Below are 23,024 nucleotides of genomic sequence, written 5' to 3' on the forward strand. Positions count from 1 at the left end.
TTCCTAATAGTCTTCATCATCAGTATTACTAGTCATACCTGGTTGACTATTAAATGGATCACGATCATTAAATGGAACATCTGTATCCAATTTATCAGCCTTCAATTCATCACCTGCATTATCATTAGGCTCATCATCAGTAATTGGTCGATCCTGAAAACTTTTTAGCATTTGTTCAAGATCATCGCTTAAGCCATTTGCTTCTTGGTTTTCTTTAACTTTATGTTCCATTGACTGCACGTCATCAGTTTCATCAATAGAATTATGCAAATTAGCGACCTTAGCTTGTTGCTTATCAATGGCTGTAGTAATTCGAGCAATAATTTTATCTAAACTAGCTGGCATAAAATATGCTGCTAGTTTATTACGCTGTTCTTCTCTAAATTTCAGCATTTCATTTAGACGTTCAGGTTCAGTTAGCTGTGAATCATGCAAGATTTTATTAAACCCACTTTGCATGTCTAGCAATGCACTGTGCTTTAATTGACTAATTACCGCATTTTGACTATTTGCTTCATGCTCCTGTCTTCTACGATCATGGTTAGGAAAATCAACGAAATTATTCATACTTTCAGACATATTATTATCTTCTTTCTTATCATCACTATGAATTATTTCATCTTTATTATTAACTTGGCGATTTGCAGATAAATCATTATCTTTCAACTTGGATTGCTGTTTAGAGGATTGATTTTTGCTTTGGTCTGGTTTTGTAGCATTACCATTTTTGCTACTTTTGACTCTATCTGTGACTGCTACATTTGAAACTAAAGGATCATCATCATACTTTAAATCATTATCATTTCTGCCATTGCCAGAATTAGGCGATTTGTGTACAGACTTATCCAAAGCACGCATCCCTGCTGTTAAAGAAGATTCATCGTCTAAATCAAGATTGTCTTTGACAGTACTACCTACTTTATTAACTCTATTAGTTGATGTAGAGCCCTTAGTCTTTTTCGCCACAGGCTTGGTAACTTCTTCACTACTATTGTCTTCTGGATCAGTATCCAATAGTGCGTCAACTTTGCCCTCATCGTCAAATTGATCTTCATCCAATTTTTGCTTATGCCCACCAACGGTAGCATAAGCACCCGTTTCATTCCAATTATCAAAAGGATCTTGTTCTATGTCTTCAGGACTAGGGCCATCTTTATCAGTACCTAACGTACCCGCCTTGCCTGTAGATTGTTTTTTATTTTGATGTCTGAATCCTCCTGCTTTAGTGACCTTAGATTGCTTAGAATCAGAGTTTTCACTACCATTAGCAAAAGTTACTTTTGTTTTATCTGAGTCAGAATCTTCATCTGCAGTATTGCCACCCGAAAGCACATTGCCTTCACTATCAAGAATAGTTGGTAAAACATCATCACCAGATTTCATTTCTTGATCACTTGGCCACTGAATCATATATTGTTTGCTTTGAATCAAATCAATAATGTGCTTATCGGTATCACTATATTCTTGGCTGGAGTTCACCGTATCAGCAACCATTACTTCATAAGCATTCCTATCTTCTGGATCATCCATGTTGAAGTTTTTAGGGTCATTTTCGATTGCTTCACTAGTAATTCTACCAACTTGAATGCGATCAAAAATGTTAGTACCATGCTCACCTGGCGTTCTAATCGCCATAGTATATTTTTCCAACTTCATAATTTGGTTAGCTGTAATATTCGGCACTTTCTCAACCTTAGTAGAGATTCGACTACGATTCTGTGATTGATCAGCAGCCAAATCAATGTCTTGGTCATTGATAGATTCAACTGCTTCATCGTGTTCACCGAACAATGGCTCTAATAACTTAGCGTCATCAGGCCCTAAATCACCGAAAGTAGCTCTCGTTAGCAAAACAGACATTAATGTCTTTAAATAATCAGGACCAAAGGTTTGTGACAGTTGGGCTAATGATTGTGCCCCTAAATTAATTCCAGTGCCAAACTTACGAGCCTGGGCACAGAAATCTGTAAAACCGCTTGACTCATAGTCGGGGAACTCGTCCATATATAAGCCACGGAATGGGTCAACGTTAGCTGTACGTCTAAACGTAGCAGCTTGAAAAGTTAAGGAATACATTTGACCTAAGATACTTGCTAATGGGCCACCTAACGATTTCTTATCGGTATTACAAATAATGATACCGCCGTTTTTAAACCAATCATCGACATTAAAATCTGAGTTCTCACGGAACAAGACACGTCTTAATCCAATCTTTTTAGAAATATCCTGTAAAGTAGACTTAAGCCCGCCCACAAACTGGTCTTTAGTATCAACATAGACTGGATATCCCTTATACTTACCAGTTTGCTGAATCTTGGGGCCAGTCTTGTATTGCTCTGCAACAATGTAAGTTTGAAACCATTTAAGAGTTTCAACGGCAATATCATAGGTGTCCTTATAGTTGAAATATGTAGCCTTATCGTCTTTATCATTAGTTTTATTAAATTTCTCTTTTGCTTTATCTACTTCTACTCGTAGAATTTCTACATAGGCTTCAAGCTCAGTTCTTTTCTTGACGGTAACATAAACATCGAACATCATATCCATTAATTCACCAAAACTAGCTGGCTTATTTTCGATAACCGCAGTTAATTTAAGCAAATAAACATAATTCGCCATGTAAGACCGCTCTTCAATACTAAAGAAGTCTTTTGCTGATGCTTTTAAGCCGGAGAAAATATCAGTCAGGTTTTGGGATGCAGCGTCAACTGGCCCACTCAGTAACCCCAAAGAAGGTGTATTAGGATCTTCAGGATTAAAGTAGATAATCTTATCTTTAGGCACACCCTTAGCAAGACAGTCTTGGTATGCTGTCTCACACAAATCATTGGTAGGTTCAATTAAAGTAAATCCGTTAGTGTACATGCTTTGTTTTCCATATGGTGTATTCCAATCTTTTTCTTTAGAAACAATTGGATAGTCACGAATGTATTCCAAATAAGCATCAATGTCTTGATCAATTTGTGGTCTAAACCAGGATGAAGTTTTCCCCGCACCAATTGGCCCGATAGCAATTGAATTACGCTTACGTGCTTCTACGCTCTGAACTACCAAATCTCCAGTTTCCAGTGAAGTACCCAAAACCATATTTGCATAATGATCTTCTTCCTTCACCTGCTTGGCGTTTTTTCCAGAAAGCATTTGGTGTAATGGACGATAATGAAACTCATAGTTAGCCATCCACTCTCGGATTCTGGGTTCAAATTGTAAGACTAATCTTACAAAACGAGAATGAAGATAAAACATCGAAATTATTGCTACACCAACTAATAAAAGCCTAATTATCAAAGGAGAACCAGTTATTTGATCAATCATTTGAGTAGTGGTGCCTTTAACAGTAGGATGCAAACGAAGAAACTGCAAAAAAGGTATAGCAGTTAAAGAAATAGGCAATGCCAGGGATGCACCAACAATGTACGACAACTGCTTAAATCCTATTTGTAATTCATCCCACATTAGGTCAACACGTTCATCCTGCTTTTTGTCATCTCTTCGTGTTGTTAAAAGAATTAGAAACCAGTTAACAAAACAAGATGCTGGAGCGCTCAACGCTAAAATTAGCCAGCAAAATAATGTAAAAACGGAGAAATTAAGCGTTCCAAGTGGCAAAATAATTTGAAAAAGACAAATAACCCATATTACAGTGGGTGCTATCCATAACAGTGTTCTAAGCCACTCAAAAGTCTCTCTCGCTTTTTTTAATGAAATTCCATCTAAAACAGAAGTATATGTATTCAGCTTCTCTTCAATTTTTTGCTTAATTTCTTCGATCACTAAAAATCACATCCTAAAACAATCATTTTTAGTGTAAAAAAAAACGCCCTATTAGGGGCGTACTGCGAATATACTTGAAATTATTATGTTTGTTCAAGCTGATCTGAAATCTTAATTCACCTTAAAGTTGCTTAATAGCAAAGGATTTTAGAAAAGTGCCTTAGCAGTTTTACTATCAAAATGAATCTTTTTAAGAAACTCAGCTCTACGCTTTAAAGCTAGGCGATATTCTTTTGACATTTTAATATTTTTTCCTTTAGTTTCTGACATTATGATTACCTCCGTTTTTCACTCTACAGAAGAGTTTATCTCAAAGGTATGCTTAGAAACGAAAACTAAACAAAAAAATCAAAAAATTATCTTTTTAGAAAGTGGAGAAACGCTTTTCCTATCTGAAGCCAGCCGTTAGTTTGCTGTGGCTCAGTTAACGCATTGGTTGTTCCTACTTTTGCCTGTTGAAAAACATACAACAAAGCAAAAATAATTACTAAAATTAATAATAAGCCTATAAAAATCAGCCATACATTGTAATGTTTCTTCTGATTCATACCTTAAACTTAGATGATGCGTCAATATCAGCAGGATCTCGTAGAATCAAGCGAGCAGCCATCTGAGCTGTTACTATTGGACTTCTAGAATCTCCATTACCGAACCAGCCTTGAATTTTGCTTTGATTACCTTTCATCAAAGCTGCAGTTGTGGTTTCAGAACATCCAAGCGAAATTAACATTTGATAAATATCGGCCTTATACTTATCAAGCTCTTCAGTCATATTAATGTGGTTTCTGGCCATGTAAATATCCCTCTTCCTCATTACCTGCATTAGCAACAGAACCATAACGATAAAACATTCTTTTTAAAGTCTTATCATGTCCGCTGTAATAAGTAATTGGCTCACGAATTTTCTTAACTGCATTATTGCTTGGAATTATCGGGACTCTATTTAGTACCTTACGATCTTTTCTAGCATTTAATAAAGCTAGCAATTTGTGAATAAAGCTCATCTACCTATTCCCTTTGCTTAAAAATCTGATACGGCAATCTGACTGACAAAAAAGACAAATACTGCAACTACTGATAAACTAGCAATCCAAATACTTACCAACATTGATTTATAATACCAAGCGGTTCTTCGAATAAATTTTCGCAATGTCTTACGGTTATCAATCGTAAAGAGAATTTGAAGAATGAAAAAGAAAATCGTAATAATATAGATTTCCCGCCCAAATTGTGTAATCCAGCGTGGTGCATATAGTAAAGCTAAACCTAAGATAGAAAACAAAGTACTGATCTCTAAATCAAACTTCCAGTTTTCCTCTACAAAGGAATTTAACTCATCACGCTGAACTACTGCATTAACGCAAATTTCGAACATCCATAAAACATTAATAACAGTTAAGATTTCTGTTGCATATGCAGAATATTGTTGCAAAAAAATAAAAAATGTATTTTGTGACATATTTCAATTATCTCCGTATTTCTTTGATGTTATATACAGGTTTCGTTTAAGAATTTAGCCTAATTAGCAAGTTGATTGCAGATAGTAAAAATCAGCAAAAAAGCGGAAATTTAAAAAATCTCCGCTTACTTTATTATTTAATTTTGTTGCAACGCTTTAGAAAAAACTTTTCTTTGCAACACCCATAGCTGCCAGAGTAGCTGTCATAATTCCGCCAAGTTCAAGACCCATTGAACTCTTAGCATTACCAGTTTGCGGTAAGGTTGAGGTTGAAGTATCACCTGAGCCTGCAGCAGTACCGGTTGAACCAGTACCAGCTCCTGAATTAGAATCACCTGAGCTTGCATTACCTGGATCACTTACGCCAGCATTATTAGCTGAGCCGTTGTTTGCTCCAGCATCATTGCCATTACCACCATTGCCTGAACCTGCATTCTTGTTCGTAGCGTTATCAGCAGTATTAGGATCACCGTCTGAAGATGCACCATTGCCGTTGTTAGAACTACCATTATTGTTAGTTGATACAGGAGTTACAGGAGCAGCATGGTTGTTACCATTATTTGAATGTGATGAACCATTGCTTCTATTGCGGTTGCCACTATTACCATTAGTATCATTTTTATCATTTGATGTAGTTGATAATGAACTGCCATTAGTAGTCGTACCTGAACCGGCATTACCAGTATTGCTTAAGTTGTTGCTTAGCAAACTGGAATTTGAGTTATTATTATTTGAATTATTATTTGAGTTATTGTTGGAATTATTATTGTTATTATTGTTGTTATTATCTACTAATAACGAATCACCCCAACCGCCAAAACCATCCAATCCTTTAACAATGGTTTGACTATTTGATGATGAACTTGACTTATTATCACCTTTAGTGGAAGTTTGTGATGAACTTTGGTTATTCCCACTATGACTTGAAGTATTGTTTTCACCAACACCATTACCTGCACCGTTGCCAGCACCAGTATTAACCGCCATAAGATTAGTGGTCAAACCATTTAAGCCATTCAAACTGTTTAAACCATTATTGTTATTTGATGAATTGTTAGATGATGAATTGTTAGATGAATTATTGTTATTGTTGTTGTTATTGTTGTTATTATCTACAACTAAGGCACCGCCATCATCATAATAGCCATCCCATACAACAGGAACTCCATTAACATTGTAGTAAGGAACACCGTTTACGTAGTAAACGCCTGCTGGTCCTTCTACAGCATCTTCTTCACCATCGCCATCCTTATCGGCATTAGTCCATCCCATTGATGTCATCTTATTAGGGTCAGCATCACCAGGATTAAAACGACCTTCGGCTGAATCACCATAAACATCATCAGAAGTATCACTTGCTGACTTGCCATTAGTGTTTTCAGCAATATTCCAGTCGGTTTGAGTGTTATCAGTACCAGGTTCGATCTCATAATCAGGTTTATGTGTCCATGAATCTGCGGCCTGATCAGGACTCTGAAACTCCCAACCAATTGAACTATGTTGAGCTTGATTAGTGTCATGAGCAGTATCGCCAGCCACATCATTGTAAGCGTCTTTATCAGTTACAACGGTTTGAGTACCTGGTTGGTTATCACCAACACTTGGCTTCGTATTAATGTCTTGTGATTCCCCAGTATCAGCGTGAGCAACGACTGACATCAATGGACTAGCAGCAACGCCTAATCCACCTGCAGCAGCAATCAGCGCAGTACCAGAATATTGTAAACTTTTAGAAATACTCACTGTGTAAATCCTCTTTCTTTCAAAAATTTGACTAAAAAACAATATGAGCTAGAAAGCTTTACTTTTTAGTACACATAATGAATTTAAGACAAAATCCTAAAATTAAGTTCCTACGTCAAATTAGATGAAAAAATTTAGAAAACGAAGTACTAAATTGATTACTACTGAAAGTACTAAAGATAAGCTCATTAGTAAGACAAAAGCTGTCATAATTTTCAAAAGCCAAGCGCTAACCACAGATCCAAAGCCTAAGAAAGTTAAAACTGACAATATTACTAGCACAATAAGATAAAGTGCAATAAATGCACCAAATGCATTATGCAAGTCTGCTGGACTTAAATCAAAACCACCAATAACGATATTAGCAATTATAATCAATCCGATTAGCATAGTAACTATTGAGGTCATATCCATGTTGGCAAACAAGTTAGGATTAGCTATAACTTGCTGAACTTTTAGCATGGAATATGACGTTGCTGCCTTTTCAAGGCTTAATACAAACTGGTACACATTAGGCATTGTGGTTTTCGAAACCCAATAAATTACCAACGTACATCCCCAAATTGGAGCAGTTCCAATAAATAAATTGCCCATATTTTGATACGTGGAGTTGGCATTCCATGTTTGTCTTACATAACCTAAAGCACTATCGTTTCTTGCAACATTTCTAGGAAGAATTAACGGTTTAAATTCAACAATATTGTGTCCAAAGATTAGTGCCATAATAGCGTGACTACACTCATGTATAAAAATCCCTACGCATCCTAACCATATTTGGGAACTAAAGCCATATTTACGTACTAGTAGCTCTTTAGAATCACGATTGATATAAGTTAGACCAAGTACAACTGCGGTTGGTATTAACATTGCAATAAGCAAATTAACAATAATTGAAATAAGTTCTGAATACATTTTTTACCTCTTTGGCCCAATATTACTAAAGGCAATGAACTAACATGATATCTGTAAAAATTACAAAAAAACCGAGTCTACATCAGTAGATTCGGATGAGAGTCGGTTCTTAATATTTGTTAGATTTCTAAATCTTCTTCATGGGTATCTGGATTAGTATATATGGGCATATCTTCATAAGAATAATCATCTAATGGATCAATATTATATTTAACTTTATCTCCCTCTATTGTGGTTTGCCCAAAAACACTATATGGGGCATTTAGAATAAATGGTATATATGGCATTTTTGGCGGAAGCATATCGCCAAAACGATTCTTTAAAATAGAGAGTTTAATTGCCTTTTCAGGGAGTAATTTAACGTATCGCATGGCAGAAGGAATAGTTACCCTATGATTTTTTATTGCTTCATCAATAGTAATTTGTTTACCTTCTTTTTCAGGAAAATCTCGATTTTGTTCAATAGCCTTCTCCTGTTCATAGTCAACTAAATTAAGATCTCGACCACTACTAATATCATTAATCCATACACGATTAAAATCATTCTCCATTATAAATACAACATCAGCTGTATATTCAATGTCTCCACTCTCTTTAAATGCTGTTTCATCAACGTCAATTGAGCTATAGCTGGAACGGTTAAATGAGCTAATTACAAAAACGGGAATTTTTAAAGATAATGATAATAATTTTAACTTATTAACTGCAGCTGTAACTGCTTGTTTATCAGTATATCCATGATTTCCTTCAACTGGCCTTAAAAGTTGTAAATAATCAACAAAAACTACTGGCTTATTCTTAGTAGTTTGTACATAATCGGTTACTTCTTTAACAATTTCATCTACTGATGGGCGCTTAGTTAATGGAGAACTAATAATCATATTCTCAGAAAAGCTATTATAATATGCCATAGCCGTACGCAATTTCTTTTTATTTTCTTCACTAAAATTTTCTTTAATGTGCCCTCTCATAATGTTACGTGCTGTCAACGGCAAATCACTATGTTGACCTTTTTTTGCAATATTCTGAATAGGATTATACGTATCATGATCTTCTGTAAGACTCCAAGCTATTCTACTAAGTGACTTGGCAATTAACTCGTTAGCAGACATTTCCAGCGCATAATAAATTACTTTTCGATTTTCATGAGATGCAATATGATTTGCAATTTGCAGTGCAAATGTAGTTTTACCTAATCCAGACGTTGCCCCTAAAACGTATAAACCATTATATAGTCCACTTCCCAATCCTACGTTATCGAGCAATAGAAATCCTGTAGAAATAGGCTTTGGAGTATCCTCTTCCCTAATGCTTTTTATGAAATCACCATAAACATTATTTGTCATTAAGTTAGTCATACTATTTTCCTTTCAATAAAATTTTGAACTAATTAATTAAAAAGATTACCAAATGCTGAATCTATCATGGAATGATCGGAAGTATGATCTTTAACAGTAGATTTATGATTTTTCTTTTCTCTATTGAAATTGCTATTTCTTTTTTTGCTATTGTCTTGCTTTTTTTCATCAGTTGATTTGACACTCGTAGATCTAACTTTCCTAAATTTCCCTTTTAAATTCGTTCGAGACTTTTTGTCCTCTAATTTTTGAGGATCAAAAGTAAAAATATAATCAGAAACAATTCTGCCGCCATTCGTACTTGCGGTCAGATATTTTTTAGTACATGAGAGATTAGTAACTAAACCTTTATCTTTTAATTCTTTTATAGCAGGTTGAATAATTCTATAGTCCACCATACTCGTTCTGTGTCTCTTCCTATAACTTGGTGGTATATCCATAACATTGTAAAAGTAATCTTTAGATAAAGTTACTTTGCCATACTTTTTCCACTGCATTAGTATCGTGTACAAGCGTAAAGAATATCTTGAATCCAAGGTCATTAATCGGGCTAGTTCAAATGAGGTATAGGTAGATCGTAGCCTGCGAAGAAAGGGAATCATTTCCTCATTTGCTTTTACCAAAACATCCTCATGCATCTTTTTTATTTTGATCATTTTCAAAGGAGTAAACATCGTTGTTTCTATTTCACGTGAAGTTTTGTCCTCTTTAATAAACAGGGTTTGTGCCAAATGCGTAAACATACTACGAATCAAGTTATAAAGTCTTGTTTTAGTTAAATGTTTAAATCCAGCTAATTCAGAAATTTCTTTGTAACTAAAATGAATGCCATGATTAACTATTTCATCGTCTGTTTGATTAGCCATTTGACTTATCACTGTCCAAAATAATTTGATCTCGTTTTTAGATAATTGATGAAGTTGAAAGTTATTAATTGCATTAGAAATTTTAGCAATATCATGATGTTCGAGTTTTTTGCCTCTGTCGTCATATGCCATTAGATATTCCCTCTTTCGGTTCTTCTTTAAAACAAATTATACACTAATTGGGTGGGTAAAAACACATTTTACCAAAGCAAATGTGCCAAACGAAGGCTAAATAATAGTGAAAGTGTGTCAATAGGATAAAAAGTAATAGGTAAAAGCACATTTTTAAAAAGGCAAATGTGTTTTTACCTACAAAAAAAGTAGAAAAACTGTGTACGGATTAGATTAAAATTGCACTACTATAAGGTAAAAAATGGTTTGTAAGCACTTTATAGTAAGTGTTTGAAACTAAACACACTCTCAACTTTGTAGAGAGACTCTTTTGAGTGTGTCAGCTTTACCAAAAAAAGTAGAAAAACCGTGTTTATACCTGAATGTAAAAGTAGAGAAAGTGTGTCTGAAAGTAGAAAAACTGTGTTTATACCTACTAAAATAGTAGAGAAAGTGTGCGTTTCGGTAGAAAAAGTGTGTCATTCAGCGCTTTAACTCTTACTGCTGCAAGAGGTCGTCATTCCCGAAAGAGCTTTAAGGGGACTCTTAAAGAGTCCCCCTTTAAAGTGATAAAACTAAATGTCGTCAAAAACTCCATTTAGTTTTCTGGTTGCTACTGAGATCAGCAAACCTAGGTTACAAAAAAGTCAATTAAGATTAAGCTAAGGGTTACACCCTTAGAACCTGTGCAACTCATTCGCTCCTATTAAACGCAGCAGAGCTGCTTATTAAAAGTCGTTAGAATGAGTTAATAATTACACTTATTCGATCGATATTAAATCCTATACCACTTAATTAAATCAAAATAAGAGAATCCAAAGTTTTTTTAAAATATTTTGCGATTGAATCACCAAATTCTACAAACCAGTTTGAAAAACTAAAGCTGTTAGAACTTGTTGAATTGCTTGATTTACTGTCATTAATAAGATGTGGTGCTTTTTTGTTAATTTGCTGAATTAATTGATTGGTCTGGAGCTTAAAGCTACTGTTGTGCAATGCACCTGAATCTCTAACATTTTTTAATAATTTAACGGTAGTATTTTTTTGATTATTGTTAATAACGTTCTCTAAATGATTAGCATTAAGTTGATTATTGATTATCGCTTTAATTTCATTATCTGAAATACTATGACTTTGATTGCTCATATCTTTTTTGGCTTCTGCAATAGCTTCATTTAATTGAGAATCAGAGAAATTAGTTTTTCCTTTATTTTGATTATTAACGCTACTAAGAGTATTAAGTTCATCCTGAGCAGCATCAATTTGTTTTTGACTTAAATTAGTACCTTGTTCTTTGCAATCTTTATATACCCCAGCTAAAGCACTTGAACCATCAATTGGAATTGCAGAAGTAATATAGATTTTACAATTTTGAATTCCAGCAGTTAAAGCAGCATTAGCATATTGATCTTCAGTAATGGTAGTTATGTTGTTTTTACCATGGTACGGAATACTTTGGACTTGTACTCCGTGATCTTTAGTTTTTTGAAGCATAGCACTTGACCAGACATTAGAGTTAATTGTGAAGTTGTTTCCAGTAGGATTTAGGTATTTAACTAAGTCTTTACCAGAAATATTAGTTTCTTGATAATTAGCTCCATGTAAAGATTGAGTAAGGATTTTGATAGTTTGTTGTCTTTGTTTGTTTTTTAAAGAATTACCTAGGGCAATTACAGGGATTGTCGATAGTTCATTAGTACCAGCTTTGACTGTAGTTGTATTTAAGTTCGTCAAGCTAGTAAGTACTGTAAATGCAGTAATTGAAAGAAATAAATGCTTAATAAATCTCATGTTTTTGACCTCGTTTATTTTAATCTGAACGTTCAATTTAATTTTAATTACGGGTTCAAAATTGGTTGATAATGTAAGTGACAATAAAAATCTACCTGTTAGTGATTTGAACCAACATGATAGATTTTTCTAATATTCAGTTGCTGAAATTTTTGAGTTGTTAAGTTATAGGTACCTGCGTAAAGAACAACTAGTTTTTTTGCTGATTGCGTTCCTGTCCAATGTTTTGAAGTAGATCTAATTAGAACATTGCATAGATTATTGTTAACAAAGTCAATCGAAGCAGTAGTATTTAAAAATTTGGAATGCAGTCGTTTAGCATTAATTAAGTGTGAACCATCTTTTTGCTTATCATTATCAAAAAAGTCTGGATTGGATAAAATTGATTGTTCAGCGTAGTTTTTTGCTTTTTCTTTTCTGATGTTATAGCTACTGGAATCATCATACGTTAGCATGATTTTTAATAGTTGATTAGCTGTGTAATCTGCGTCATGTTGAGCAGTGACTTGTAAGACGTTTGATCTAGTTTGCCAAGTTTGGTCTGTAAGTAGTTGTTGGGAAAGTATAGTAGTGTAATGTAGCTCTTTAATGGTCTTGGTTAAGTTATATTCTTCAGTAGTTTGATTGATTTGAAACTGGTTATAACCGGTTTTACCAACTAAAAAGCAGAATACGAAGGCAGACGCTAAAGCTAGAGATGCAGTAAAATATTTTAGAATTTTGTGGATCATTTTAGGTCACCTTTTTCATTTACTAGTTAATTGAACTTGGGTATTAGTAGCTTGTCTTTTATTTAAGTCGTATCTGACGGTTATATAAGCTATCCCTGTATTTTTATTTCGAATATGTTTTTTTAAGGTGAACTCTGTGTAAATTATCAGGTTAATGGACTTACTTCTAACATGATATTTAGAGAAGGTGACAATAGTTCTTATATTTTGCTTTATTAGGTTGCCTGACGTATTAATTTTACTTTTATGTATATCCCATAGCCTTATGGTAAAAATCTTCTCCAAAGTACTCTAAAAGCTGTTTACGATTATCAATAATATTTTCGTTATTTTGATTTTGGGAAAATATTAATTTAGTTAGATCAGTATATTTAGTTTTCAAGTGTTGTAGTTTTGAATTCAGATTGATTCTTGAGCCGTTTAGAGCATGTATAGTCGTAAGACATTGCTTTTTAGTGTGATTATACTTATTTGCTAATAAAACGCTTCTATCGGCTTGAATTTGACTCAGATCAAAAGATGAGCTAAATAAATAGCATCCCCAACATAGGATTAGGAATGCTAAGAAATGGAATAAAGATTTTTGCTTGTTGGTTGAATGTGCTGAACCTAGTTTTAAGTTGTTAATCTGCATTTTCCGCACCTTCAAAAATATTACCGAATCTATAAAGTTGGCTAAATCTCCCTGTAGCGTAGTTATAAGTACCTAAGTAAAGATCTTGGCTTGCTGATCTACGTTTGTTAGTGAACCAACTTACATAATTTACTTTAATAATTACTGGCAGATTGTTTTTAGAGATGTTGCCGGCAGAGAAGTCAAGATTACTTAGATGTGAGTGTAGTCCTGAGTAATCAATGTAAGTAGCTGCGCTTTTGTTTTGATTAAAAATTTGCTTGTCCTGGAGAATATTCTTGGTAACATACGTTGCGGCTTTATCACTGCGAGCGAGATATTCTTTGGCACTACTATAGTTGATTAGAATTGGAAATAACAAGTTAGCTTTTTGTTCAGCTTGTGTGCTTGCCGCAAGTTGTCTGGAGCTTCTTTTAATAATGGGATTTGTGTTGTTCAATGCTTCTTGCTGCATTTGTACGTCTAGGCTATGTTTTTTATCCGAAATATTAGATTTTAATGTTGAGTTAGTCTGTTTAAGGTTAGAAATTTGTCTAGCTTGTAATCCTTGGCCATGGTTAAAGTAGACAAGACTACCAATCAGCACAATTACTACAATTAGAGCTAAGGTTTGTAAATATCTTAAAGACATAGTCCATAACGTCTTATCTTGACGGTAGTTTCTCATGATTAATTTCCCTCTAATCTAAAGTTGAAAATTGCAGATCAGTATTAGATGCAGTATGGTCTCGATAGTTATATAAGCAAGTAAGGTAAACTACGCCACGACTTTGATGTCCCCTTTTGTTTGTTAGATAAAAGGTAGTATAGGCGGTAATTATTTCTGTCATATTAGCAATATCAAAGTCAGAAAAAGCAATTCTGGTAGCAATAGTTTGCTTGGCCAATGGGGAGCGATTGCTGTTAAAGCTATTATCTTTAATTTGACTGTAACCACTATTACCGAAGTATTTAACGAATAAATCGGAATGCTTAGTTAAGTCGCTAGGCTTCTTAGCCGTACCGTAAGCATATTTCAATAAAGTGACGTATGCCTTGCTGAGCTTTTGCTGATGCTGGGTTAAGTCAAATTTCCCTCTGGTAATTATGTTTTTCTTAGGCTTGATTTGGCCATATTTTGTTTTAAGCTTTTTATTTTCGTTTTGGAGAGTGGCAATTTGATGTTGCTGCTCATGATAAGCTTGGTAGCTTGTGTAACAGCTTAAAAGCAATATAAAAGCTAGAGCGCCAGTAATTCCGATATATACCCAAGGATTAATTTTGGACCAAAAACCAGTATCTTGTTTTCTCATGTTTCGATTAGGTCTTCTCAATTTTTATCTCCTTCGTTTTCAGTTTACTGATGTTTGTGTAATGCTACTTACTTTGCCACTGAAGCTGTCAACCACAAAGCTCATAGAAACCTTGATTTTATTAAAACCATGGGGTTGATACTGCAAATTAACGTTAAAACGATAGTTATCATCGTCAGTTCCTTTATCTCCTTGTTCAATTTCAGCATTATTTACTTTGTATTTAGTGCCAGGTTTTGGAACTGCTTCTCTTCGCATTCCACCATGATCACCGTGAACTACTGTCCCCTCATCTGAAGTAACGTTAACAATATTGTTAAAATCTTGTAGAGCTTCAGTATCCTTGTAGATACTATTTAAGTCAGATTTGAAGCTATCGGATAGATTATTTAAATCCATCGTATTGCTTCCAGCAGTTTGAGAAACTGTAACAGCTTTTAAACCAAGAGAGATAGCTTTGTTTACATTTCGTTGAGCTTGGGATGCAGGAACAGTATCCTTTGTTTTTTTCAAATCTTCATTAACTTGGTTGTGAAAATGAATTTCATCTCTTTTTTCTTTCTGAATCCTGGCAATCTTAGCCTGACGAATAGCTTCTTGTTGACGTTTATTCTGATACCAGCTTAGCCCCAAAATGAAAGCAATAACGAAAACTACACCAATAATTATCCAAGCAATTGTACTGCGCTTCATGATTAATCCCCCTTAGTTAATGATTATTTTTTGATTGCTCTTGCGAAGGTAACACTACCGCCATTCAGCAGACTACCAAAGGCTGGGCCGATTGTAGATTTATTGACACCACCATCACCGCCTGTACCACCTTCTTCGACAATTCTGGTACTATTGCCATGATATTTTTCAAGCAGAATAGCGGTATGTCCATCGTCTCCACTACCGCCGCCTTGGTTAACAATAATTATGTCTCCTCGGCGAGCTTTGCTCTTAGGTATAGCGTGCAGCCAGTGATGTGCGCCCTTGGCATCTTGCTCCATTGTTTTGGTATACCAACCCATATTTGCAGGTACTTTGTATCCTGCTTTTGCTAAAGCAAACCACACAAAGCCTGAGCAGTCTGTAACTCCATTCTTGTTTGGATGCTTGACTGAGCCAATATAGGATTCACCATGAGACTGTTCATAGTGGAACCAGCCAATGTAACGTAAGGCTGTCTTAGCAATATCACCATGGACTGCACCGCCATCGCCACCATTATCACAATCATCATCACCAGAACTGGCAGCATCAGAAGCACCTTTAGCGGCGCCACCGAGTAAGCTGTTTTTACCTTTGTATTTAGCACCACCGAACATACGGTAAGCTTTTTGGGCAGCACTTTGTCTTTGAACTTTAGTTGCAGCAACACTAGCTGGACGTTCATATATGGTTTCCCATAAGTAAGCACATTCTGCTGGTGATTTACCTTTAGACGCATGTAAGAATTGCTCATATGCTCCCTTATATCTGTGGTCAGTTCTAACGAAATCGCCCTCACCTTTGACTGTCCATTTACCAAATCTCTTGGTGTATCTTTGATTGACAGATTCGTCTCCAGAAGTAGGAGTAAATTGGTAAAAGCCTTGGCCACCGCCACCGCCAATTTCTTCTTGTCCTGGACTAAAGGTTGGATCTTCTGCACCGGCAACATTACCAATAATGCCAGCAGCTTGAGCGCCAGAAAGACCATGACTAACCCAATATTGGAAAATAGCCTTGGCGGTTTTGTAAGCTCTTGTGCCTTTAGTCGTCCAAGCACCTCCAGCACCTTTAATTACTTTGCCAGCATCGCTAGAATAGTCCTGACAATCGTCATCGTTTTGCTTTTGCTGTAAATCCCAGAGACCCACTCCGTTAAGTGATACGAAAAAGGCAGCAAAAATAATTATTCCGATACTAATGAATACTACTGCATGTTTCTTAACAAAAGGGAAAATCTTAGCCACCACCCAAAAATAAACTTAAAAATGAATTCTGCTCAAAGTTTAATTTGAATCGTGGAATCTTGGGGTATTCGTAAATCCTTGAAGCTTGTTAAAAATATGATACGTTGTATAATTAAAAGAAGCACAAGTCTATCAAGGCTTGTGCTATATAAAGAGTAAAACTTAATTCACAAATTTAAGCACTTGACTATTACCTCAACATCTTGACTTTGGGTCGCCAAGCGCTTTTATTTTGTTTTTTATCAAATACAAATGATTTATAAATTTTACATAAATTATTTACATAAATAGATTATAGCAAATTAAGCAAACAATTTAAATAAATTATTTGAATAATAACATAATATAAATAATTTATATTATATGTCGATTATCGCCTGCCCTACATGGGCTATATCAAGTATATTAAATACTGATTTCAATCATAAAAAGTATATAAAATTTTGCTTTTTTAATTTAAAACAAATTAAACTACTACTTCATTAAACAATTATATTTTTGAATAAATACTAAATAGTAGTAAAATCCTTAATAATTCACTTTCAAAGAGAGTAATTTTAAATAAAATCCAAATAAAATAAAATTAGACTCATCATAAACGACTGCCAATGCTTAAGATACAGTGTAAATAGGTACAGTAAAAAAATATAAATAATATATAAGTAAAATAAGACAGCATGGTTTGGATTAAATCATGCTGTCTTTTACATAAGAATAGTTTTTAGAGTTTATTTGGATTGTTTGGATTTTTGAAATGAAGAGTATTTCCTAATTAGTTTTTTTAACTGTCCCCACCTTTCATAGCGATAGAACGTTGCTGGTGGAATATGATAAAAATTCGCAGCGGCAAGTCTATTCTTGAAATATTTTCCATTTATTTTGACAGTTTTAGTGTTTAAGCGAGGATTCTTTTGTAATGCACGAAGTAAATGCTCATCACGGTAGCCCTTTTGGTAGTAGGATCTAACCGTTGAATAAGCAAAGCCGTAGTGTTTAGCAAATGTGCTTATGCAGTAGACCTCCGTTTTGATTCTTATGGGCTTCATGACGGTACACCATTAATCTTTATTGTTATCGTCTTGATAGAACTTATTTAGTAGATTGGTTGGCTTACCAGATTGTGGTTGAGTATCTTGTTCTTGTGGACGTTTAACTTGTGGAATTTGTGAGTTGGTTCTATTCATAAAGTCTTGTAATTCTTTTGCTCCTTTATTAGTTGGTTGTCCTGATTCTACTAAGTTTTGGATGTCATTATTGCCTTCATTGAAAGAGCCATTTGGATTACCGTCTACGCTAGGAGCAACGTCCTTGTGATGATTTAATTTTGCTTCAGCTGGTGACATATTGCTGGAGTTGGTATTGTTTGAATCTTCACTCTGGGTTGAACGCTGAGATTGATTATTGGTGATAACAGCTTTGTTTGGATTATTCTGTTGTTCTTGAACTTTCTGCTCCCCTAAAATGTCTTGCAAAGATGCGGTAGCAGCAGAGAACTCATCTGATCCTGCACGGTAAACAAATGCCGTATTTGGATTGTTAAGACCGAATACACCACGCTTAATTGCGGAATCAACTACGGAGTAGCCATCAATCTTAATTGCTTGAACAGTGTAAGATTCATTGTAATGACCTTTCTTAACGATAGGCTTATGAATTTCTTCACCCTGAACAGAAATAAAGCGAACAGTGATGCTTCTTTCTTCAGGAGCATATTTAATTGGGATGGTTTGATGAGTACCCTTAGCTAAGTCAAAACTTAGGTCAATCTTATTACCGTTAACAGGCTGGTAGCCGTCAACTTGTGGCACTTCGACAGTTTGTGGTTCTTTGAATTGCCCAATAATTTCACGACTCTTAGTAAGGCCTTGATTGTCTTCGGTTTGAGCAATAAGGGTAACAGTGATTGTCTTAGGAATTACGGTAATATCATAATGTCCTGATCCGTCTAAGCGTAATTTTGCATCGGTTTGTCCGGCAGGTAAGAAGTAACCGTTTGGAATTTGACTGTTAACATCAATACCTTCACCATAATATCCTTCATGAGCTGGAATTGAACCGACAATCTTTTTATTCTTATCAATAAAGTTAATAGTGTAGTTCTCCGTATCAACTGCATAAACAATTGTTAAGTCTTGAGTAGTTGCAGTGAATACGCCTTTAATTGTCTTATCTTTGGTATGATAACCGGTCTTAGGTTTAATACTGTATTCAAACTTTTCAGCAGTTACACCTTCTAAAATGTCGTCCTTATAAGGCTGTTGCCCATCTCGATTGCCACCTTTAATAACTGTATGAACGATGATTTTTTGTTTTTCCGGATCATAGTTGATTGGGAAAATCTTCTTATCGTATTTAGCATTGATATGACCATTAATTACATGCTTTGCTAATGAAAAGCCAGGAATATCGGGCATTCTAACACTAAAGGTTTGTTTTACTAATCCAGTTATGTGTTGATTGTAATAACTATCAATTTGATGACCGTATTGATTTGTTGGAATCAAATCGAATTCAACTTTTTGTGGCTGGTAAGTTAAATCAATATCTAATCTGCCTGCAGTAAATTTGCCTTTTAGTTTGCCGTTAGCTTCAAGAAACTTAAAACCGTCAAGTTGCTTTGGCTTAAAGTCATAATTTTGTCCAAAGTAGCCTGTAATTTTGTCATCAGGACAAAGTGTATTGAAAGTAGTGTCATTATAGTGAAAAACAATACTTGCTTTCATTGGCTCATAGTTAAAGTTAACAGTAATTGGCTTAGAACCTACTACCCCACTGGCATTTTTAGGTATTTCACGAAGTAAGAATCCATCAATGTTTAGTGGATCAGTTGAATAAGTGGAGCCTGACAGTTCCTTAGTTCTTTCAGTATCATAATGTGGAATTGGTTTGTGAGTTTGGGCATTTAAGTAGTTTACGGTTAATGAAACTTCTTTTGGCTGATAATGGATTTCTCTAGTCTCGTTAGGAATGTGAAATTTGCCAGTAATTTCTTTCTTGGGTTGTTGGAAGCCATTAACTGCTGGCAAAATAAATTTGTATGCATCCCCCCAGTTGTCAGTTTGGATTAGTGTAGCTTTAGTATTTTGTAGTAAACGCCCAGCTTCATCTTCTAGTAATAACTTAACGGTACATTTGATTTTATGATAAACCACATTAACAGTCGGATTCTTCATTGCATTGAATCTACCTTTGATACGTGCTTTATTTGGAATGTAGCCATCAATAATCGGGACAGCTTCATTATATAAATTACCAACTATCCCGCTGATTACCATATCTTCGCCAGCGCTTTGACCATGAATTTCATCGAACCAGCGCTTAACATGGAAAGTTTTAGTTGCACGTTTGAATCTTAAAGTTACTTTTTCATGTTCTTGGGTGTAAATACCATTTAAGATTTCTGGTGAACTAGCTAGCTCATAGCCGTCAATAGTAGGAAGTTTGATGTAATAGGATTCCTTAAAGTGGCCTTGATAAGTCAAAGGCTTATGAACTTGATTTCCGCTTTCATCAAAGTAGTTAACTTCAAGAGTAGTAGGGATTGGCTTATATACAAGAGTCAGATTATTAACATCTGGACTGTAATTACCTGAAAGCTTAGCTGATTTAGCTTTGTCTAACTCATAGCCTTTAAATTTATGTTGATTTGGTTTAATAGTGTAGGGCTCGCCAGTCTTACCGTGTAAGTAGAAATCATTAAGGCTTTCATGGTTAGTGTTGACACAAGTAACATGCACACTATTTTGACTAGCTCCATAGACAACTTTTACTTCGCCGCCATTTTGTGGTACTTGGTAATTTCTTGATTTGTATAAGTAGTAGCCTTTGATCTTAGGCATAACTAAGTGTTGAATATCTTCACCTACTACGCCCTTAAATTTCTTAGCCAGTTTAGGATTAATTACTTGGTTGCCTTCTGTTACAGGCATAATTGTGTAATCAACAGTATCAGGCAAGTAGTTTAAGTTAAGATGTTGCTCTTTTTCAGTTAATCTACGATTGATTTTTAAATCGTCTGGTAATTTGTAGCCAGGAATATCAGGCAACTTTTCTTTTGTTAGTGGCTCACCTACTTTGCCAGTAAAGACAAAGTCGTTGTTAATCTTCTTACCGTGACTAAGAAATTTAACGATGATAGGTTTACTTACTTTTTCAGGTTTAGGTAGATGTTTTTGATTCTTTTCAACTAACTTACCTTTCCCGTCATTATTATCTTCAAAGGTCATTGAGCCAAGCTTGATCTCTTTTTTGCCATTTTCTGAATTAGAAGCGTCTGATTCTTTATTAGGCTCTTCATCTTTAGAATTATTTTTAGTTTGATCAGCACTTTCGCTGGTTTCTTCAGCACCTTTATGATTAGTTTCTTCGACAGAATCTTCGGTATTAGTATCATTTTCTTCTGTTTCTGATTGTACTGGCTTGTCGTCAGTTTTATCCTCTTTGTCTTCTGCAACATTTGGCATAACAGTTTGATGATCAGCGTTTTGGAACTTATCAGTTACTGATTTATCCTCTTTTTTATCCTCTTTCTTTTTATTACCAAATAAATCTGAAAACATACTCATTTAGAGTTCCTCCTTAAAATGTTTTAAACTTTCAACAATGCTTATTTTCGCAGGCATGAAGGGTTAAAAGAGTTTAGCTAATTCAAACTAAAAATTGAGAAAAAGACTAAAAAAAGTAGATTTATCAGTAATACACGATTATTAAATTAGAATTGATACCATATGATTTAGTCACTATCAAACAATAAATACTAAAAAAGCAGGCTTTTTATGTGTTTTTGACTAATATTAACTAAGAAATTACGGATAACGATTAGCAACTTACTACTAAAAATACACACAAGCAGAGCAAAAGCGGGGTATAAGAACATCGAGAACTACTGTAAAAATGCCATTAAATTAGCTATAGGCCAGATTTAAATTTTAATTGCTACGATAGGCATGTAAACAACAATAAGATTAAAGGAAGAGTTGTATGAACTTAGGAATTACGATTATTCAGTCTCTAAATCAACTAAAATTTACTGTAATTGTAGTAGCGTTACTCATACTATTTATTATTTTTGATTTTCATGCTCATCTAAAAAAATCAAATGCTACAAAGTCTGAATCGGTTTATTTAAATTGGGATAATTCTTTAAATAAGGCTGTTTTAGTAATTTGCTTTGGAAAGAGTAAATCAATGACCATCGCACTTACGCATGAGCAATTTGCTACATTACATCATGATTTTGAAGAGATAAATGATGAGTTGCATAATACTCAGAAAACTTTTGCAGTGGATGTGTTAAACAAAGTTAAGCATTCAAGTAATAGTAATAAAAAGACAAAAGTTGAAATACCATTAGCTTTATTAAGGAAGTACCAAGCAGATGAACGAAAATTAACGCACTATGAACATAAAATTTTTTCAGAAAAGACAGGTACAAGAAAATCTTCAGGTAATTTAAAAAATAAAAAATAAGCATTAATGAAATAAAGCTACATTAATGCTTATTTTGTTTTAGTGCTTTGTACTGAATGGTTCTACGAGAAAGCCATTTAGAATAATTGCTTATTTTTAATTTCTTTAAATTGTAATGAATTCGATGAAATGTTTTATATTGGACAACCGGTAAATATCTTGCGACATGAATATCTCTAATACCAGTTAGTCCATAGTCAACTAATTTGATTTTCTTTTGTTGTTGACTAGCTATTGCGTTATTTGCCTTAATTTGAGCCTTAATACTTGCTAGTTTAATTGAATATTGCTCACCTTTGTATCTCTTACGCATCGCTCGCCAATTTTGAAAAATAGAATTATTAAGCTCTTGTGTTTTACTCCAAATAAAATTGCGTTTTTCCAGGACGTCTTCTCTATTAATTGGGTATTGCTCTACATCGGCTTTAAAGTAGATTTCGTCTCCATAAAGCAATTCTTGGGGGATGCTTTTAAAAAAGGAGTGATTAACATCTAGCCAAATATGATCTGCTACCCATGTTTTATCTTTCGTGTCATGCGGAGCATCAGTACGATGAAATTTAATTTCATGATCCTGTGCATCAACTAAATAAAGATTCAATAGTAGTATGACAGCCTGATAACGATCATTTTTTAAGTAATGGGAAAGATGATCGAATGTCGCATGATAATATACAGGTGGCTGTTGAAAATAGTCACTTAAGATAAATCTTTGGTTATTCATTTACATATAAATAATAAATAAAAAGTCATTTTAAAAGTCAAAAAAGCTAACTTTTATTATGCTTTTTTGACTATTTTTTAGGTTTGTTTTCAAAGGAAAAGTATCCAAGTAATTTTCCTTCAAAATCATAGTACTACGGCTTTCATTAAAAGTAAAGAGTAATATCAATATCACATTTATTGCTTTAAATATAAATAAAATATAAATAAAATATAAA

At 34.4% G+C, this 23,024-nt stretch carries 20 protein-coding genes; 1 reads left to right on the top strand and 19 read right to left on the bottom strand.

Translation table 11 applies throughout. The features are described 5' to 3' along the window. Nucleotides 1-3: 3 nt before the first annotated feature. The 17 genes from BLP58_RS07225 to BLP58_RS07305 all read right to left on the bottom strand — a co-directional run bounded on the left by BLP58_RS07225 (nt 4) and on the right by BLP58_RS07305 (nt 21,179). Nucleotides 4-3,774: a type IV secretory system conjugative DNA transfer family protein gene (locus BLP58_RS07225; protein WP_025084170.1), complete on the bottom strand. Its 3,771-nt coding sequence runs from the start codon at nt 3,772-3,774 to the stop codon at nt 4-6. 147 nt (nt 3,775-3,921) lie between these two features. Then, nucleotides 3,922-4,044, bottom strand: coding sequence for a hypothetical protein (locus BLP58_RS12390; protein WP_013851326.1), 123 nt, complete (start codon nt 4,042-4,044; stop codon nt 3,922-3,924). Between the two features lie 274 nt (nt 4,045-4,318). After that, nucleotides 4,319-4,567, bottom strand: a complete 249-nt coding sequence (locus BLP58_RS07230; RefSeq protein ID WP_013851328.1) for a hypothetical protein — start codon at nt 4,565-4,567, stop codon at nt 4,319-4,321. Further along, a complete protein-coding gene (locus BLP58_RS07235) occupies nt 4,548-4,778 on the bottom strand; it encodes a hypothetical protein (protein ID WP_013851329.1) in 231 nt (76 codons plus the stop codon). The genes BLP58_RS07230 and BLP58_RS07235 overlap by 20 nt, the downstream gene beginning before the upstream one ends. 17 nt (nt 4,779-4,795) lie before the next feature. After that, entirely contained in the window at nt 4,796-5,233 is a 438-nt protein-coding gene (locus tag BLP58_RS07240; protein WP_013851330.1) for a hypothetical protein, read from the bottom strand. 156 nt (nt 5,234-5,389) lie between these two features. After that, a complete protein-coding gene (locus tag BLP58_RS07245) occupies nt 5,390-6,976 on the bottom strand; it encodes a hypothetical protein (RefSeq protein ID WP_013851331.1) in 1,587 nt (528 codons plus the stop codon). A gap of 120 nt (nt 6,977-7,096) precedes the next feature. Next, nucleotides 7,097-7,888, bottom strand: a complete 792-nt coding sequence (locus BLP58_RS07250) for a hypothetical protein (protein WP_013851332.1) — start codon at nt 7,886-7,888, stop codon at nt 7,097-7,099. Between the two features lie 119 nt (nt 7,889-8,007). After that, complete coding sequence (locus BLP58_RS07255) at nt 8,008-9,246, bottom strand: DnaB-like helicase C-terminal domain-containing protein (RefSeq protein ID WP_013851333.1); 1,239 nt, start codon at nt 9,244-9,246, stop codon at nt 8,008-8,010. Nucleotides 9,247-9,278: 32 nt separating this feature from the next. Next, nucleotides 9,279-10,244 (bottom strand): replication initiation protein, encoded by a 966-nt coding sequence (locus BLP58_RS07260; RefSeq protein ID WP_013851334.1) that lies wholly within the window; start codon nt 10,242-10,244, stop codon nt 9,279-9,281. Between the two features lie 774 nt (nt 10,245-11,018). Beyond that, the gene (locus BLP58_RS07265; RefSeq protein ID WP_034536344.1) at nt 11,019-12,014 is read right to left on the bottom strand and encodes a DUF1002 domain-containing protein; all 996 of its coding nucleotides are present in this window, start codon (nt 12,012-12,014) and stop codon (nt 11,019-11,021) included. Between the two features lie 98 nt (nt 12,015-12,112). Beyond that, complete coding sequence (locus BLP58_RS07270) at nt 12,113-12,745, bottom strand: hypothetical protein (RefSeq protein ID WP_013851336.1); 633 nt, start codon at nt 12,743-12,745, stop codon at nt 12,113-12,115. 244 nt (nt 12,746-12,989) lie between these two features. Further along, nucleotides 12,990-13,379 carry a hypothetical protein gene (locus tag BLP58_RS07275; RefSeq protein ID WP_013851337.1) on the bottom strand — a complete coding sequence of 130 codons (390 nt, stop codon included), beginning with the start codon at nt 13,377-13,379 and terminating at the stop codon, nt 12,990-12,992. Further along, nucleotides 13,369-14,046: a hypothetical protein gene (locus BLP58_RS07280; protein WP_013851338.1), complete on the bottom strand. Its 678-nt coding sequence runs from the start codon at nt 14,044-14,046 to the stop codon at nt 13,369-13,371. The genes BLP58_RS07275 and BLP58_RS07280 overlap by 11 nt, the downstream gene beginning before the upstream one ends. Before the next feature lie 13 nt (nt 14,047-14,059). Continuing rightward, entirely contained in the window at nt 14,060-14,692 is a 633-nt protein-coding gene (locus BLP58_RS07285) for a hypothetical protein (protein ID WP_013851339.1), read from the bottom strand. 18 nt (nt 14,693-14,710) lie between these two features. After that, nucleotides 14,711-15,364: a hypothetical protein gene (locus tag BLP58_RS07290; RefSeq protein WP_013851340.1), complete on the bottom strand. Its 654-nt coding sequence runs from the start codon at nt 15,362-15,364 to the stop codon at nt 14,711-14,713. Nucleotides 15,365-15,387: 23 nt separating this feature from the next. Continuing rightward, nucleotides 15,388-16,614: a phage tail tip lysozyme gene (locus tag BLP58_RS12135; RefSeq protein WP_049776051.1), complete on the bottom strand. Its 1,227-nt coding sequence runs from the start codon at nt 16,612-16,614 to the stop codon at nt 15,388-15,390. A 1,058-nt stretch (nt 16,615-17,672) separates the two neighbouring features. After that, entirely contained in the window at nt 17,673-21,179 is a 3,507-nt protein-coding gene (locus tag BLP58_RS07305; protein WP_013851343.1) for a MucBP domain-containing protein, read from the bottom strand. Between the two features lie 415 nt (nt 21,180-21,594). Between BLP58_RS07305 and BLP58_RS07310 the strand changes: the two genes are divergently transcribed. After that, the gene (locus tag BLP58_RS07310) at nt 21,595-22,083 is read left to right on the top strand and encodes a hypothetical protein (RefSeq protein WP_013851344.1); all 489 of its coding nucleotides are present in this window, start codon (nt 21,595-21,597) and stop codon (nt 22,081-22,083) included. A 22-nt stretch (nt 22,084-22,105) separates the two neighbouring features. On the opposite strand, the gene BLP58_RS07315 is transcribed toward BLP58_RS07310, so the two are convergent. Then, nucleotides 22,106-22,684: a hypothetical protein gene (locus tag BLP58_RS07315; RefSeq protein ID WP_143000329.1), complete on the bottom strand. Its 579-nt coding sequence runs from the start codon at nt 22,682-22,684 to the stop codon at nt 22,106-22,108. A 153-nt stretch (nt 22,685-22,837) separates the two neighbouring features. Then, a partial coding sequence (locus tag BLP58_RS12210; protein WP_218117901.1) for a hypothetical protein occupies nt 22,838-23,024 on the bottom strand: 187 nt, incomplete at its 5' end.

The organism is Lactobacillus kefiranofaciens (assembly GCF_900103655.1).
Taxonomy (GTDB): Bacteria; Bacillota; Bacilli; order Lactobacillales; family Lactobacillaceae; genus Lactobacillus; species Lactobacillus kefiranofaciens.